14 protein-coding genes are annotated in these 13,494 nt (G+C 69.4%); 10 read left to right on the top strand and 4 right to left on the bottom strand.

Annotated features, from left to right (window positions below; all coding sequences use genetic code 11):
• Positions 1-137: 137 nt before the first annotated feature.
• A complete protein-coding gene (locus tag EIZ44_RS29895; protein ID WP_240691453.1) occupies positions 138-2,591 on the bottom strand; it encodes a class III lanthionine synthetase LanKC N-terminal domain-containing protein in 2,454 nt (817 codons plus the stop codon).
• A gap of 318 nt (positions 2,592-2,909) precedes the next feature.
• Between EIZ44_RS29895 and EIZ44_RS29890 the strand changes: the two genes are divergently transcribed.
• The 4 genes from EIZ44_RS29890 (at position 2,910) to EIZ44_RS29875 (ending at position 4,979) form a co-directional block, all read left to right on the top strand.
• Positions 2,910-3,275, top strand: coding sequence for a hypothetical protein (locus tag EIZ44_RS29890; protein WP_134732619.1), 366 nt, complete (start codon positions 2,910-2,912; stop codon positions 3,273-3,275).
• A gap of 22 nt (positions 3,276-3,297) precedes the next feature.
• The gene (locus EIZ44_RS29885; protein ID WP_134732665.1) at positions 3,298-3,660 is read left to right on the top strand and encodes a hypothetical protein; all 363 of its coding nucleotides are present in this window, start codon (positions 3,298-3,300) and stop codon (positions 3,658-3,660) included.
• Positions 3,661-3,818: 158 nt separating this feature from the next.
• Positions 3,819-4,532 carry a S1 family peptidase gene (locus tag EIZ44_RS29880; RefSeq protein WP_134663805.1) on the top strand — a complete coding sequence of 238 codons (714 nt, stop codon included), beginning with the start codon at positions 3,819-3,821 and terminating at the stop codon, positions 4,530-4,532.
• A gap of 81 nt (positions 4,533-4,613) precedes the next feature.
• Positions 4,614-4,979 carry a DUF427 domain-containing protein gene (locus EIZ44_RS29875; protein WP_037807362.1) on the top strand — a complete coding sequence of 122 codons (366 nt, stop codon included), beginning with the start codon at positions 4,614-4,616 and terminating at the stop codon, positions 4,977-4,979.
• 599 nt (positions 4,980-5,578) lie between these two features.
• On the opposite strand, the gene EIZ44_RS29870 is transcribed toward EIZ44_RS29875, so the two are convergent.
• Positions 5,579-6,625: a LysR family transcriptional regulator gene (locus EIZ44_RS29870; RefSeq protein ID WP_134732618.1), complete on the bottom strand. Its 1,047-nt coding sequence runs from the start codon at positions 6,623-6,625 to the stop codon at positions 5,579-5,581.
• Positions 6,626-6,807: 182 nt separating this feature from the next.
• Here EIZ44_RS29870 and EIZ44_RS29865 point away from each other — a divergent pair, with 182 nt between their 5' ends.
• Positions 6,808-7,341, top strand: coding sequence for a hypothetical protein (locus EIZ44_RS29865; RefSeq protein WP_205673356.1), 534 nt, complete (start codon positions 6,808-6,810; stop codon positions 7,339-7,341).
• A gap of 321 nt (positions 7,342-7,662) precedes the next feature.
• Here EIZ44_RS29865 and EIZ44_RS29860 read toward each other — a convergent pair whose 3' ends face one another.
• The gene (locus EIZ44_RS29860) at positions 7,663-8,259 is read right to left on the bottom strand and encodes a TetR/AcrR family transcriptional regulator (protein WP_134732616.1); all 597 of its coding nucleotides are present in this window, start codon (positions 8,257-8,259) and stop codon (positions 7,663-7,665) included.
• Between the two features lie 80 nt (positions 8,260-8,339).
• On the opposite strand from EIZ44_RS29860, the gene EIZ44_RS29855 reads away from it, so the two are divergent.
• Entirely contained in the window at positions 8,340-9,086 is a 747-nt protein-coding gene (locus tag EIZ44_RS29855) for an alpha/beta fold hydrolase (RefSeq protein WP_134732615.1), read from the top strand.
• A gap of 6 nt (positions 9,087-9,092) precedes the next feature.
• On the opposite strand, the gene EIZ44_RS29850 is transcribed toward EIZ44_RS29855, so the two are convergent.
• The gene (locus EIZ44_RS29850; RefSeq protein ID WP_134732614.1) at positions 9,093-9,860 is read right to left on the bottom strand and encodes a methyltransferase; all 768 of its coding nucleotides are present in this window, start codon (positions 9,858-9,860) and stop codon (positions 9,093-9,095) included.
• Positions 9,861-9,977: 117 nt separating this feature from the next.
• Between EIZ44_RS29850 and EIZ44_RS29845 the strand changes: the two genes are divergently transcribed.
• From EIZ44_RS29845 to EIZ44_RS29830, 4 genes are all read left to right on the top strand, one after another.
• Complete coding sequence (locus EIZ44_RS29845; protein ID WP_037807377.1) at positions 9,978-10,349, top strand: YciI family protein; 372 nt, start codon at positions 9,978-9,980, stop codon at positions 10,347-10,349.
• Positions 10,349-11,545, top strand: coding sequence for an RNA polymerase sigma factor (locus tag EIZ44_RS29840; RefSeq protein WP_439098628.1), 1,197 nt, complete (start codon positions 10,349-10,351; stop codon positions 11,543-11,545). Before EIZ44_RS29845 ends, EIZ44_RS29840 begins: the two co-directional genes overlap by 1 nt.
• Positions 11,546-11,635: 90 nt before the next feature.
• Complete coding sequence (locus EIZ44_RS29835) at positions 11,636-13,243, top strand: fatty acyl-AMP ligase (RefSeq protein ID WP_134732664.1); 1,608 nt, start codon at positions 11,636-11,638, stop codon at positions 13,241-13,243.
• Entirely contained in the window at positions 13,236-13,493 is a 258-nt protein-coding gene (locus EIZ44_RS29830) for an acyl carrier protein (RefSeq protein WP_037807706.1), read from the top strand. The genes EIZ44_RS29835 and EIZ44_RS29830 overlap by 8 nt, the downstream gene beginning before the upstream one ends.
• Position 13,494: the final 1 nt, after the last annotated feature.

The following is a 13,494-nucleotide window of genomic DNA, read 5'->3' as shown; positions in this document are numbered from 1 at the left end:
CGGCCGAACGCGGTCTTGACGCCGGTTACCGACGGTAGCGGCGGGTTCCCCCGGCGTTTCCCGAGGCCCTGGCCCTGACTGCGAATTCCGGACCAACGGGCTGGGCTGAATGAGTGATTCAAAAAGTGTCCGGACACTCAGTCGAGGTTCCGTGTGGCGGAACTGTCGGCGAATTGACTTGTCGACAGTTGCTGTCCGCAGTGGACTAATGACTGACCCCGCGGCGTCGGGCCGAGGAACGGAAGCAGTTCGATGCCGTCCTGAAGCGCGGCGAGGGTGCGCAGGACTCCGGCGCCGCCGGTGGCGACGTCGGCGGACAGTCGTAGCAGGCGAGTGCCGGGGAAGGCAAGGCCGCCGCGGAACGGGACCGCATACCAGGAAAGCCGCGTCAGGTGCCGGTCGATCGCGTCCTGCGTGCGCCGGTCCGGCGTGCTGCTGAAGGCCAGTCCGGCGGCGAGTCCGCAGCGGCCGTTCAGCAGTCCGGGATGGAGCGCGAACTCCCCGCGGCACGCGACGCGCAGCGCGGGCAGGCTGCGCGCGGCCTTCGCGTCGAAGCGGTACCGCGCCAGTTGTTCGGTGACGATCAGGATTCCCGCGCTGCCGATTCCCGCCCCACGGCGCGAACCGCGGTTGCCGTCGCGGACCGGCAGCGAGCCGTCCAGCGCCGGGACGCATTCCTCCAGGTCGCGTTCGAGTGCTTGATCGGCGAACGACAGCCAGGCCGGTTCGCCCGTGCGTTCGTAGAGCCGCAGAAACAGCAGCGCCGGGCCGGACCAGCCGTACAGAAGCCCGGCTCGCGCGGTCGCTCCCGGCGGTTCCGCGGTGTCCAGTGCCTCGGCGAGGCGGATGCCGATGTTCAGTGCTTGCCTGCCGAATTCGTTGTCGCCGCGGGTCGCGGCGAAGTGCAGCCGGGTCAGGCCGACGCCGGCCAGCCCGCTCGCGAGATCGTGGCCGACGGTCTGGTCCACCAGCGCGCGCGAGGCGGCGAGGAGATCGGCCGCGGCCTTCCGGTAGCCGAATTCCTCCAGCACGTATGCGATTCCGTGACTGCCGTCGTAGAAACCCGCGCGGCTGGGCTGTTCTCCCTCGATCGCCTCCAGCAGCCACTGCTCGTGCTCGGGGAACCGGCCGACGCCCGCGACGTGCAGCGAGTGCAGCGCGCCCGCCGCGCCGGTGCCGAAGGTCGCGCCGCCGACGCGGAACTGCTCGATGTCGCCGGGGAACAGGCGATCCCGCCGATCCGGGGTCGCGCACGCGAGCAGGGCTTCGGCGATCTGCTTGCGCACCAGGGTCCAATCGGGGCGGGGTTCGTCGAGTTCGGTGTGCGCGGGCTCGGTGTGCGGCGCGATGCTGTCGGCGTAGCCGGCGGGCAGCGAGAACCGGCGTTCGGTGAGCTCGGCCGCCCAGCGGAGGCGTTCCGGCACCAGGTGATAGAGCGGGGCCAGCGGCAGGAAGAGACGCAGCCGCAGGGCGGTTTCGTCGCGGTCGAAGCCGGTCAGCGACACCGTGCCGGAGCTGTCGACCAGGATGTTGCGCGGGTTTTCGAGCACGACGCCGCGTTCGGCGGCTTCGGCGACGATCCGGTCGACCTGCGCCACCACGGACAACGCCTGCCTGCGGTAGGCGGCGAGGTCGGCTTCGGGGCAGTCGCGGCGGGTGAGCGGGTAATGCCGGGTGAGCCAGACGTCCAGCGGCAGGCCCTGCCGGTACTCCCGCACCAGGTAGTGCCGCTGTCCGGGCAGGTAGGCGTGGGTCTTCGGGATGCCGGGGATTCCGGCGAGCCGCTCGAAAAGGTCGTGTTTGCGCTCCAGCCGCGCGACCGCGTCGACGCCGTCGCCGTCCAGTCCGGTGTAGGGCCAGGCCTCCTCGACGAGCACCTGCTCGCCACCGCGTTCGGCCAGGTAGACGGCGGTGCCGTGGGCTCGGCGGAGCACCTCGGCGACCCGGTGCGGCGGCATCGGCGCGTCGGTGTACTCCGCGACGCAGTCGGGGATCCGGACCCAGTTCGGCACGGAGAACTCCGGGCCCTGCGGCGCGGGTTCGAGTGCGCTGCTCGGCCTGCGCAACGCGGGCACGCGGGCGCCGCCATGTTCGGTCCACAGGGGCGTGAATCCGCCGTAATGCACGTGAATCGGGCATTCTCCGCAGCGAAGCGCGCCGTCGATATCCGGTCCGGGCTCGCCGGTGAGGAGTTCGGAAAGATCGTCGAGGATCCGTTCGAGGGCGTTATTGTCGGGAGGATAAATAGTGGCCAGTGCACCGGTTCCGCCGGTGGTCGGATATTCGGCATTGCGGTCGAGGAAAATCGACCGGGAACGCAGATGCCGGTGGTGCAGCCCGGCGGTCCGGCAGTACTCGCGAACGCGGTCCAGTACCCGGTCGGCATTGCCGGGCGCGGCGGAAATCTCCACGGCCCAGCCCTGTTCCGGCAAAACGGCTCCGACGGGGTGGAGGTAACGCCAGTGTCCGTGGTCCTCGGCAGTCCATTGTGGACTATAGGGCGGGGCGGCCAGGTCGTCGGCGGATATTTCCCGTCGGCGGTCGAAGAACCACGGATCGGCGAGGCAGAATGCCTCGTGCCGGACGTTCATGAAAGTGGATCCTTCCGCGTATGCGCTTCTCCGGTTCTCCGGCGACGGAAACCATTCCCGCACAGCTTCGGCGTCGCGCCAATCCGCCATTTCAGCGTTCGGCCGACCCGAGCGGGGCGAGGATAAAACCGGCGGTGACGAACCGAGAGTGAGTTGCCGTCGCCCGGTCGAGCGGGATTTCCGTGGCATTCGGGAATTGACGGAATGCCAGCGACCCGTTCCGGTGAACGTGGCCCCGGCCACGCCGTCGGCCCCTCGCCCGTCCGGGGCGGTGAGCCAGGCGGGTACGTTGAGGCCGGCGGGCAGAAGGAGGAACGGGTGATCGTCGGGTTCGCGATAGCGGTCGCTGGATGCGCCGCGCTCGTCGCGCTGTGGAGTTTCGTCCAGGCGGCGCGCAAGAAACTCCCGGACACCCCGCTGCTCGTCGCGCTCGCGGTGGTCGAGGTGCTGCTGGTCGCCCAGCTCGTGATCGGGATCGTGCTGCTCGCGAGCGGGCACCACCCGGGCAGCCTCGCGACCTACCTCGCCTACCTGATCGGCTGCCTCGTCGTGCTGCCGGTCGGCGCGGCGTGGGCGCTTGCCGAGCAGAGCCGGTCGAGCACGGTCGTGCTCGGCATCGCCTGCCTGGCCATTCCGGTGATGGTGCTGCGACTGAACGAGGTGTGGAGTGGAGCAAGCGCGTAAGACGGCCACCGGCCCCGGCCGGATCCTGGTCGCGGTGTACGCCATCTTCGCGCTCGCCGCGACGTCGCGGGCGGGCGTCCAGATCGGCACGAAATTCCACGAGGCACCGCTGGCGTACGTGCTGTCGGCCTTCGCCGCGGTGGTCTACATCCTGGCCACGGTCGCGCTCGCCCGCGGCGGCCGGACGTGGTGGCGGATCGCGCTCGCCGCGTGCACCGTCGAACTGCTGGGCGTGCTGACCGTCGGCACCCTGAGCATTTTCGACCGGCAGGCGTTCCCGGACGCCACGGTCTGGTCGGTGTACGGACAGGGATATCTGTTCATCCCGCTGGTGCTCCCGGTGATCGGCCTGTACTGGCTGCGCCGGACCCGGGTCGCCGGCTGAGGAACAGTACGCGGAACTGTCCGTAGCGGCGGCGGCAGCGGAAGAACAGGTGGTCCCCGGCTACTTTCGCCGGTTCTGGTTCCTGGGCGACGCCCTGATGATCGGGGTTCCCCGTCCCCACCGGAACCGCGGCGACGAAGCCGCAGAAACGAGAGACCATGCGTTTGCGCACCTGTTTACTCGTGCTCGCTACCGCGCTTGGCCTGGCCGGATTCGCCGGAGAGGCCGCCGCTGCCAGTGGACCGGCCGCGACCCCGGCGATCATCGGCGGCGGTTACGCCTCCAACGCCCCGTGGGCCGCGCGGCTGTTCGTGAACGGGCAGCAGAACTGCACGGCCACGATCATCGCGCCGCAGTACATCCTCACCGCGAAGCACTGCGTCGCCTCCAGCGGGACCTACACCTTCCGCATCGGCAGCCTCGACCAGAGCAGCGGCGGCACGATGGCCACCGGCGCCGCGATCACGCGCTACCCGGGCGCCGCTGACCTGGCCATCGTCCGGTTGTCCAGCTCGGTGAACGCGACGTACTCGCCGCTCGGCACCTCGACCGACGTCCGCGCCGGGCAGACCGTGCAGGTGTACGGCTGGGGCGCGACGAGCCGCTGCGGTTCGGAGATCAACTGCCAGTCGCGGTACCTGAAGGTGGCCAACGTGCGCGTCACGACGCCGTCGTGCAGTGACTACGAAGGCGGCGTCGCGGTGTGCGCGACGTACGGCGACGGCATCACCGCGGGCGGCGACTCGGGCGGCCCGATGTTCGCGTCCGGACGGCAGGTGGGCGTCGCGTCGACCAGCGACCGGCAGAGCAGCACCGCGTACACCAACATCACGCGGTACCGCAGCTGGATCTCGCAGGTCGCGGGCGTCTGAGTTTCCCGACGTCTGATTTTGTCGGTGGTCCGGCCTAGTGTTGGGAGTGCGCACCGATTCCGTTGCGCGGAGGAGGAGAACATGCCCGACAAGCTGATCCCGGGGCCGGACCACCCGATCACCGTTGAGCCCAACCCCGCGCGGGTGGTGGTCAAGGCAGGCGAGAAGACCATCGCCGACACCACCCGCGCGCAGGTGCTGCGCGAGGCCAGCTATCCGCCGGTGCAGTACATCCCGTTGGAAGATGTCGACTTGGCGATGCTGTCGCCCACCGAGCACCGCACGCACTGCCCGTACAAGGGCGACGCTTCCTACTACAGCCTCGCCGCGGTGCCGGACGGCGAGAACGCGGTGTGGGTGTACGAGGCTCCGTATGACGCGGTGGCTGCGATCAAGGGGCACGTCGCGTTCTACCCGGATCGCGTGGAGATCGAGGAGGTCGGTTGAGGGGTGCTTGCTTTGGCGCAGGGCTGATCCTGGTTCGTTGACCTCGTGCGCTGCTGATGCGGGATTGGCGCTGATCCGGCACGCTCCGCGTGCGGGAGATCCGGGTTCGGCGTCGCTCGCGGCGCGGTGCGGCTCAGCAGTCCCGTGCTGGGCTGGNTTCGGCGTCGCTCGCGGCGCGGTGCGGCTCAGCAGTCCCGTGCTGGGCTGGGGTGTGGTGCTGATTGGCGCTTGGGTGCGGCTCGGCGGTTCAGCGGTGTGGTGCTGAGCCGCGGCGCGGTGTTGAGCTGTGGTGTGCTGCGGCTCGGTGGTTCGGTGCGGCTCAGCGGTGCGTGCTGATCATTGGGTCGGCGCGGCGCTGCGCGGTGCCACGGTGTGGTGCTGATTGGCGCTTGGGTGCGGCTCGGCGGTTCAGCGGTGTGGTGCTGAGCCGCGGCGCGGTGTTGATTGGCGCTTCGGTGCGGCTCGGCGGTTTGGTGCTGAGCTGCGGTGCGGCTCGGCGGTTCAGTGCGGCGCAGCGGTGCGTGCTGATCATTGGGTCGGCGCGGCACCGCGGTGTGGTGCGGCTCGGCGGGTCAGCGCGGCTCAGCGATGCGTGCGGGTCAGCGGTCCACTTCGAGCCAGGACGCCTCTCCTGCTTGGTGCAGTGCGTTCCACAGCAGGTTGAGGGGATGGCTGTCCGGGTACGAGGATCGTTCGCCGCGGCGGGCGAACACGCCGACGAGGAGTTCGAGTTTCGGCTCGATGTCGTCGACGAGGCCGATGATGCGCAATCCGGAGGCGGCGTGCAGGCGGTTTTCGCCCGCGGCCTCGCCGAGCCCTTGGGTGACGAGCATGCAGCCGCGGATCAAGCCCGAGCGGAGCAGTTCGAATCCGTATTGCGCGGAGTCGATCTCGGCGACGATGTCGAGCCGGTTGCGGTAGTCGGAGCCGAACCAGCCGCGCATAAAGTCGTTGATCACGCCGCCGCTGGGCACGACGAGCGGGAGCGTCGGCAATTGGCTGGTGGCGACGGACTCGCCGGGTTTCGGAGTGTCCATATTGGTCACGATGCCGAGTCCGCTGCGCCGCCATTCGAGCACGTCGACGGAGTCGAGCGCGCTGGTCGTGACCACGCTGCCGCACACCAGGTCCACGTCCTTGGCCAGCAACCGGTCGATCAGGTCCTTGGTGCGCACGTGCACCACGTTGAGTTCGATGTCGCGGGCGCGGAACTGCTCGGCCACGAGATCGCCGGCGTGGGCGAGGCTGCCGAGGGTGTAGCGGGTCGCGCCGACGGTGAGCGTTCCGCCGAGTTCGCGCCGGCATTCGTGAATGGTGTCCAGCCATTCGGTGAGCGTGCGGCGCGCTTGCTGAGCGACGGCGCGTCCGGTGTCGGTGAAAAGAACGTCACGGCCGCGTCCCTGGCGGTGCAACAATGGTTCACCGCACAATTCCGAGAAATTGCGGTTGAGAGTGTCGAGTTGTTTTTGCACACTGGACTGGTCGCGGCCGAGCGTGCGGGCCGCGGCGAGGGCGGTGCCGGTTTCCGCGACCGTGATCAGCGTGCGCAACTGGTCGAACGTCGTGTCGAGCAGGGCAGGCGACGAGCGCAGGAGCCTGCTGAGCACGTTGAACGACGGCGACCGGAACGGGCTGGGTGCGGACATCGGGCAGGGCTCGCCTTCTCATTCTCTTCGCGGACGTCGGAGAGCCTAACGCGGCGTTCCTGATCTCGCGGCCAGTTAAAAAAATCTGTAGATAATATCGGCGAACCGGTGGACGGCGCAAGCAGTCGGCGGGAAACTCCGTGACGCTTGATTCGATTGCTGATCCAAGGAGTTCGACAGAAGTGAGTTCGTACAGTTCCACCGGTGCGCGCCGTTCGCGCACCCTGACCGTCGGCGGAGGGTTGGGGTTGCTCGGCGCGCTCAGCGGACTGCTGTGGGGTGCGATGGTGCTGGTGCAGGGCGAGAGCCTGATCCGCCCGGCCGTGCAGGAATACTTGCAGACCGAAGGCCGCGACCTGGCCTCGAGCGGTCTGCTCACGGTCGACGACCTGACCGGAATCGCCATGCCGTCGTTCACCACCCGCGCGGCGATCTGGCTGGTCATCGGCGTGGTGACCCTGGTGTCGGCCGCGATGGTGCTCGCCGCGCACAACTGGGCCCGGGTGGTGCTGACGGTGTTCGCGGTCTTCGGCATCGGCCTGGGCCTGCGCGACCTGATCGACGTGAACCCGGCTCTGCTGAACGCCTTCGACGCCATCGCGGTGGTGAGCCTGCTGGCGGTGCTCGTCGTGCAGTGGCTGCCCGGGGCCAACCGGGCGGTTCGGGCACGCAAGAACGCGGTGATCGCGCGGAAGGCCGCGGCGTTCGCGGTCTGATGGGTTCTTGACGGTTTTCGCGGTCGGCACGTCTGAGGGGTCGTGCCGCCCGGGAAAGCCGATCCGCCGCAACGCGGCCGGAGGGCGGCTGTGTCGGGGGCAGCCGTAGAGGGCGGCCGTGTTGGGGCGGCGTTTCACAGACCGGCGTTTCCGGCAGATCCGTTTGAGGGGACGGATGCCGGGGAGCGCCGACGTCCTCGAGGGGAGTGCCGTACGAGGGGGAGTTCCGCCTCGCCGCGTGACAGCGGCGAGGCGGGACCGTCAAGGACGTACTGGCGTTCGCGCTCGTCTTCTCAGCACAATTTGTTCAGCCCAGCAGCGCTAAGACAGCGCCCGCTTCCACACTTCGGCGGCGCAGCAGCACAGCTCGCTCGGCTTCACCGCGGCCGGATCTAGCAGGCACTGCAGCGCGATGCCGCGGAGTTGCCCGACGATGGCCACGGCGATCTGCTCGGGATCGACATCGGCGCGGATGGTGCCCTCGGTGATGCCCGCGGTGATCTCCTGGCGAAGGTCGTCGCGGAAGGCGTTGTCGCGTTCGCGGAAGATCGGGGCGAGTTCGCGGGAGGTCATCGATTCCGCCCACAGCACCAGGAACGCCCGGCTCAGCACGTCAGGGTCGCTGAGCCGGGACAAGTAGCCGTCGATGAGTCGCAGCAGCCGGTCCAGGCCGGGCGGCAGGGTGTCCAAGCCGGGGACGAAAGCGGTCTGCGTGGTGCGGGCGAGTTGTTCCAGCAGCGCTTGTTTCCCGCCGAAGTGGTGGGTGACCAGGCCGCGGCTGTACCCGGCCCGCTCGCCGACGCGCGCCAAGGTCACGGCGCGTACGCCTTCCTCGACGACCAACTCCGCGGCGGCTTCCAGCAAAGCGGCCGACGCCTGGTCTCGGCGTTCCTGCTGCGTGCGGCGCGGCGTGGTCACGGGAAGAAACTCTACAACATACTTGCCAGCTGACAAGCAAGTATGCGTAGAGTGGGAGCGACGAAGAGGGAGGAAGTCCGATGACCGCAGTGTTTGTCCACGGCAATCCCGAAACCGCCGCGGTGTGGGAGCCCCTGCTTGCCGAACTGGGCGACCGGTCGACCGTATGCCTATCCCCGCCCGGATTCGGTGCGCCGTGGCCGGAGGGGTTCGGCGCGACGGCGGTCGAGTACCGCGACTGGCTGATCGCCGAACTGGAGAAGTTCCCCGAACCGGTCGACCTGGTCGGGCACGACTGGGGTGGCGCGCACGTTCTCAACGCCGTCATGGCTCGTCCGGAGTTGGTGCGCACCTGGGCCAGTGACACGGCCGGCGCGTTCGACCCGGATTACGTCTGGCATGACCTCGCGCAGGTGTGGCAGAAGCCGGGCGTCGGCGAGGAAGCCGTCGCGGCGATGTTCGGGGCACCGGTGGAAGCCCGGGCCGCGCGCCTGGTCAGCGGTGGAATGCACGAAGCGGTGGCGGCCAAGGTCGCCGAGGGAATGAACGACGACATGGCCCGCGCGGTGCTCCCGCTCTACCGGTCCGCGGCGCAGCCCGCGCTCGCGGAGTCCGGCCGGAATCTCGGACGCGCGGCGGAGCGTCCGGGGCTCGTCGTGCTGGCGACCGAGGACCACTACGTCGGGACGGACGAGCAGCGCCGCCGTTCGGCCGAGCGGGCCGGGGCGAAGGTCGCCGTGCTGGAGGGGCTCGGGCACTGGTGGATGACGCAGGACCCGGTCCAGGGCGCGCGTGTCCTCGCGGAGTTCTGGGACTCGTCCAAATAGGACAGTTCAGGCCCGCGCGACGAGATGGAACACCCGGCTGAGCCGCCGGTACGGATCTCGTCGCGCGGCCTCCAGTTCGACCTCCGCGATCTCGCCGATCCGGCTCTCGTCGACGTCCAGGTCCATCCAGTCGGCGAACAGCCAAACCCCGTACCAGGCAAGCGGTTCGGCTCCCTGCCCGACGAGCAGCTGCGACAGCCCCGCGACCGTGTCGGCGCGCGTGTCCACGCCGAGGACGCCCCGTTCGCCCTGCGCGTCGAACGCCGTCAGCGCGTCGCTCCACCGTCCTTCCAGCGCGGGGAGGACGGCCAGCGTCTCGGCGTTGAGCGCCATCACCGAGACGATCCCGCCCGGTGCCGCGCAGGCGCACAGCGCGTCGATCATCGGCACGGGATCGTCCACATACATCAGCACGCCGTGGCACAGCACCGCGTCGAATTTCTGGCCCGCGACCGCCGTGACGGCGTCCTCGCCGCGGCCGCGCACCAACTGGACGCGCTCGCGAACCTCAGCCGATTCCGAAGCGAGACGCTGCTCCGCCTTCGAAAGCATCGCATCGGAAGAATCCAGCAGGACGACGTCGTAACCTAGGCGTGCCAAGGGGAAAGACTGATGTCCGGCCCCGCCGCCGACGTCGAGCACCGTCGCCGGCGGCGGAGGCAGGTGTGCCAGGAGCTGCTGGTGCAGGACGTACGTGCGCACTCGGCCTTTGACGGTCGCGTACGCGCCTTCCACGAACGGACTCGCCAGCGCGGCCCAGACGTCGGTCTCCATGCCGTTCATAGTGCGCCCGGACCGAGAGTGACGCGCGTCACATAAAGTCCATGTCCAGAACCCGCCCGCGCCTCCGACCACTCCGCGAAAGACCCCGAAACCACGAGGAGCAAGACGATGAAGTTCCTGATCAGCCTGCACATCAACCAGTCCGTCCTCGACGCGCTGACCGAGGAGGAGAAGGAAGCCCTCGGCAACGGCGTCACCGCGTTCATGGAGTCGACGAAGAAGTCCGGCGAACTGATCGCCGCCCAGGCCCTCGCCGACCCGTCGCAGGCCGCGGTCGTGTCGGTCCGCAACGGGCAGCCGGTGGTGACCGACGGGCCGTTTCTCGAGTCCAAGGAGTTCCTCGGCGGCTACTACATGATCGACGTCGAGAGCAAGGAGCGCGCGATCGAGCTGGCCGCGCAGGTTCCGGACGCCGCGATCGAGGGGCTCGGCGTCGAGGTGCGCCAGGTGATGTTCTCGGAAGGACAATTGGACGCGTGATCACTCCATCCGTCGAGGACCTGCTGCGCGAACTCGTGCCGCAGGTTCTTGGCGTGCTGGTGCGCCGGTACGGCCAGTTCGAGGGCTGCGAGGACGCCGTGCAAGAGGCGGTCCTCGCGGCTTCTCAGCAATGGCCGGTCGAAGGCGTGCCGGACAATCCGCGAGGCTGGCTGTCGACGGTCGCGTCCCGGCGCTATGTCGACCAGCTGCGCAGCGACCTGGCGCGCCGCGAGCGGGAGCTGGCGAACGCCGCCGAAGCCGCGCCCGAGGTGCCGGACACCGACGACACGCTGCTCCTGCTGTTCATGTGCTGTCATCCGGCGCTGACCCCGGCGTCGCAGACCGCGTTGACCTTGCGTGCGGTCGGCGGTCTGACGACGGCCGAGATCGCCCGCGCGTTCCTGGTACCGGAGGGCACGATGGCTGCCCGGATCAGCCGTGCCAAACAGCGGATCAAGGCGGCGGGCAGTTCGTTCCCGAGCTCGGAGGAACCGGAGCGGCTGAATGTCGTGCTGCAGGTGCTGTACCTGATTTTCAACGAGGGCTACACCGCGTCGTCCGGCAGCGATCTGCACCGCGCTGACCTGGCCTACGAGGCGATCCGGCTGGCCAGGATGGTGCATGAGCGGCTGCCGGACGACAGCGAGGTGACCGGTCTGCTCGCGTTGATGCTGCTGACGCACGCGCGCCGGACGGCCCGCACGACACCGTCCGGCGACCTGGTCCCGCTGGCCGATCAGGACCGCACGACGTGGGACCGTGCCATGCTTGACGAGGGCACTGAGCTGGCGAAAGCGTCGCTGGCGGGTTCGGCGCTCGGTCCGTACCAGCTGCAGGCGGCCATCGCCGCGACGCACGCCGACGCGGCGACCGCGGACGAGACCAACTGGCGGCAGGTGCACGCGCTTTACCTGATCCTGGAACGGATCGCGCCCAATCCGGTGGTGACGTTGAACCGGGCGATCGCGCTCGCCGAAACCGAGGGCCCGCGCGCCGGGCTCGCTCTGCTGTCCACATTGGACAGAGAGGAACGGATAGCCCGGCATCACCGGTTGCTGTCGGTGCGGGCGCATTTGCTGGAGAAAGCCGGGGATCTGCCTGGCGCGTACGAGAACTACCGGCTGGCCGCGAAGGCGACGGCGAGTATCGCGGAGAAGCGTTATCTGGAATCCCGGGCCGCCAAGGTGCGCGAGTGAATTCTCCGTGCCCGGGCTCGCGGGCCGGTCGCGAAGTCGAGTAGGTTGCGCTGCGTGTCCCGGACGTCTGCGAGCGTGCCTGACGAGGTCATGCGCGGCTCGATCGTGGACCGGCTGTTCGCCCGCGCCGGCGACGAACGGCCGTTGTTCACCCACCAAGAGCACACTCGTGGCGTCGAGCACACGCTGTCGTGGGCGGAATTCGCCGCCAAAGTCCGGGTCGTGGCCGGGGAATTGCGCCGGGTCGCGGAACCGGGCGAGCGCGTCGCGATCCTCGCCGGACAGGAACTCGCTTATCCGCTGGCGTTTTTCGGCGCGCTCGCCGCCGGGATGGTCGCCGTTCCGCTGATGCTGCCCGGCAATCGCGCGCAGGCCGACCGGCTTTCCGGGGTCCTCGCCGATTCCGGTGCGCGAGTGTGGGCGACGTCGTCGGCCGTCGCGGCGAAGGTGCGCGAGTTCAGCGATCCCGGCGACCTCGTGGTGGTGGACGAGCTGTCCGGGCCGGGCGTCGACCCGGTCCGCGTGGATCCGGAGAGCCCCGCCTACCTGCAGTACACGTCGGGGTCGACGCGCGAACCGGCGGGCGCGGTGATCCCGCACCGGGCGATCGTCGCGGCTTGCTGGCAGGCCAGCCAGGCGTACGACTCGGACGAGCAGACGACCTGTGCGGGCTGGATCCCGTTCTTCCACGACATGGGCCTGATCCAGCTGCTGTGCCTGCCCGTTTACGTCGGCGGCCGGTCGGTGTTCATGTCGCCGGCGGAGTTCGTGCACCGGCCGCAGCGGTGGCTGCGCCAGCTCTCGGACTATCCGGCCGTCTTCACCGCGGCCCCGAATTTCGCCTACGACCTCGCCGCCGACGTCGGCGCGGAGGACGACCTCGACCTCTCGGACGTCCGGGTCGCGCTCAACGGAGCCGAACCCGTCCGGCCACGCACGGTCGAGCGGTTCCACGAGGTGTTCGGCCCGCGCGGGTTCCGAGCCGAGGCGCATCGGCCGTCGTACGGGCTGGCCGAGGCCACGGTGTACGTCGCGAGCGCGGGCGAGGAAGGGCCGCGCGGCGCGGTGCTCGACCGGGAAGCGCTGGCCCAGGGCCGCGCCGTCGAAACGCCGGACGGCCAGCCGGTGATGTCGGTGGGACGGCCGGTCGGGCAGCTCGTCCGGATCGTCCACGACGGACACGAGCAGCCCGAGGGCGAGGTCGGCGAGATCTGGGTGCACGGCCCGAACGTCGCGTCCGGCTACTGGGGCCGCGGCGACGCGGATTCGTTCGGCGGGGTCCTCGACGGGCTCGACGGCTGGCTGCGCACCGGCGACCTGGGCGTGTTCCACCGCGGCGACTTGTACGTCACCGGCCGGCTGAAGGACCTGATCGTCGTCGACGGCCGCAACTTCCATCCGCAGGACCTCGAGGCGGCGGCGGGCGAGGCGCACCCGGCGATCCGGCGCGATCGGGTCGCCGCGTTCGGCGTCGCCGACGACCAGGGCGAGGGCGCGATGGTGGTCGCGGAATGGGTGCGCGGAGCGGAAGCCGAGGTCAAGGACGTGACCCGGGCCGTGCTGCGAGCGGTGTCGAGGGAGCACGATCTCACGCTCCGTGCGGTACACCTGGTCCCTTCTGGCGGACTTCCGCGCACTTCCAGCGGAAAGGTCGCCCGGTCGGCCGCCAAGGCGCGTTACGGTGGCGTCCGTGGGTGATCACTGCGCCGAGGTCACGAAGGTCGTCAGCGACACCTTCCGGCTCGACCCGGCCCTCGTCGTGCCCGACGCTCCGCTCGAGGAGCTCGGCATCGACTCGAAGGGCCGGATCCGGCTTCTCGCCGCGCTGGAGATCTACTACGACGTGTCGATCGATCTGGACGAGCTCGATCGGTTCACCGATGTGGAATCCGTGGCGGACGTGCTCGCGGAGGCCCTGACAGCTTGCCGAGCTGAGGAGAAGCACTGAA

This window comes from Amycolatopsis nivea (genome assembly GCF_004522235.1).
Classification (GTDB): Bacteria; Actinomycetota; Actinomycetes; order Mycobacteriales; family Pseudonocardiaceae; genus Amycolatopsis; species Amycolatopsis nivea.
The sequence above is the reverse complement of the archived record's forward strand: the minus strand, read 5'-3'. Positions and strand labels throughout refer to the sequence as shown.

What these genes read in the sequence shown, in the direction of transcription:
- EIZ44_RS29835 (WP_134732664.1), top strand. Translation starts at nt 11,636, where the DNA reads ATGCGCGGCTCGATCGTGGACCGGCTGTTCGCCCGCGCCGGCGACGAA.
- EIZ44_RS29880 (WP_134663805.1), top strand. Translation starts at nt 3,819, where the DNA reads ATGCGTTTGCGCACCTGTTTACTCGTGCTCGCTACCGCGCTTGGCCTG.
- EIZ44_RS29850 (WP_134732614.1), bottom strand. Translation starts at nt 9,860, where the DNA reads ATGGAGACCGACGTCTGGGCCGCGCTGGCGAGTCCGTTCGTGGAAGGC.
- EIZ44_RS29870 (WP_134732618.1), bottom strand. Translation starts at nt 6,625, where the DNA reads ATGTCCGCACCCAGCCCGTTCCGGTCGCCGTCGTTCAACGTGCTCAGC.
- EIZ44_RS29895 (WP_240691453.1), bottom strand. Translation starts at nt 2,591, where the DNA reads ATGAACGTCCGGCACGAGGCATTCTGCCTCGCCGATCCGTGGTTCTTC.
- EIZ44_RS29855 (WP_134732615.1), top strand. Translation starts at nt 8,340, where the DNA reads ATGACCGCAGTGTTTGTCCACGGCAATCCCGAAACCGCCGCGGTGTGG.
- EIZ44_RS29875 (WP_037807362.1), top strand. Translation starts at nt 4,614, where the DNA reads ATGCCCGACAAGCTGATCCCGGGGCCGGACCACCCGATCACCGTTGAG.
- EIZ44_RS29845 (WP_037807377.1), top strand. Translation starts at nt 9,978, where the DNA reads ATGAAGTTCCTGATCAGCCTGCACATCAACCAGTCCGTCCTCGACGCG.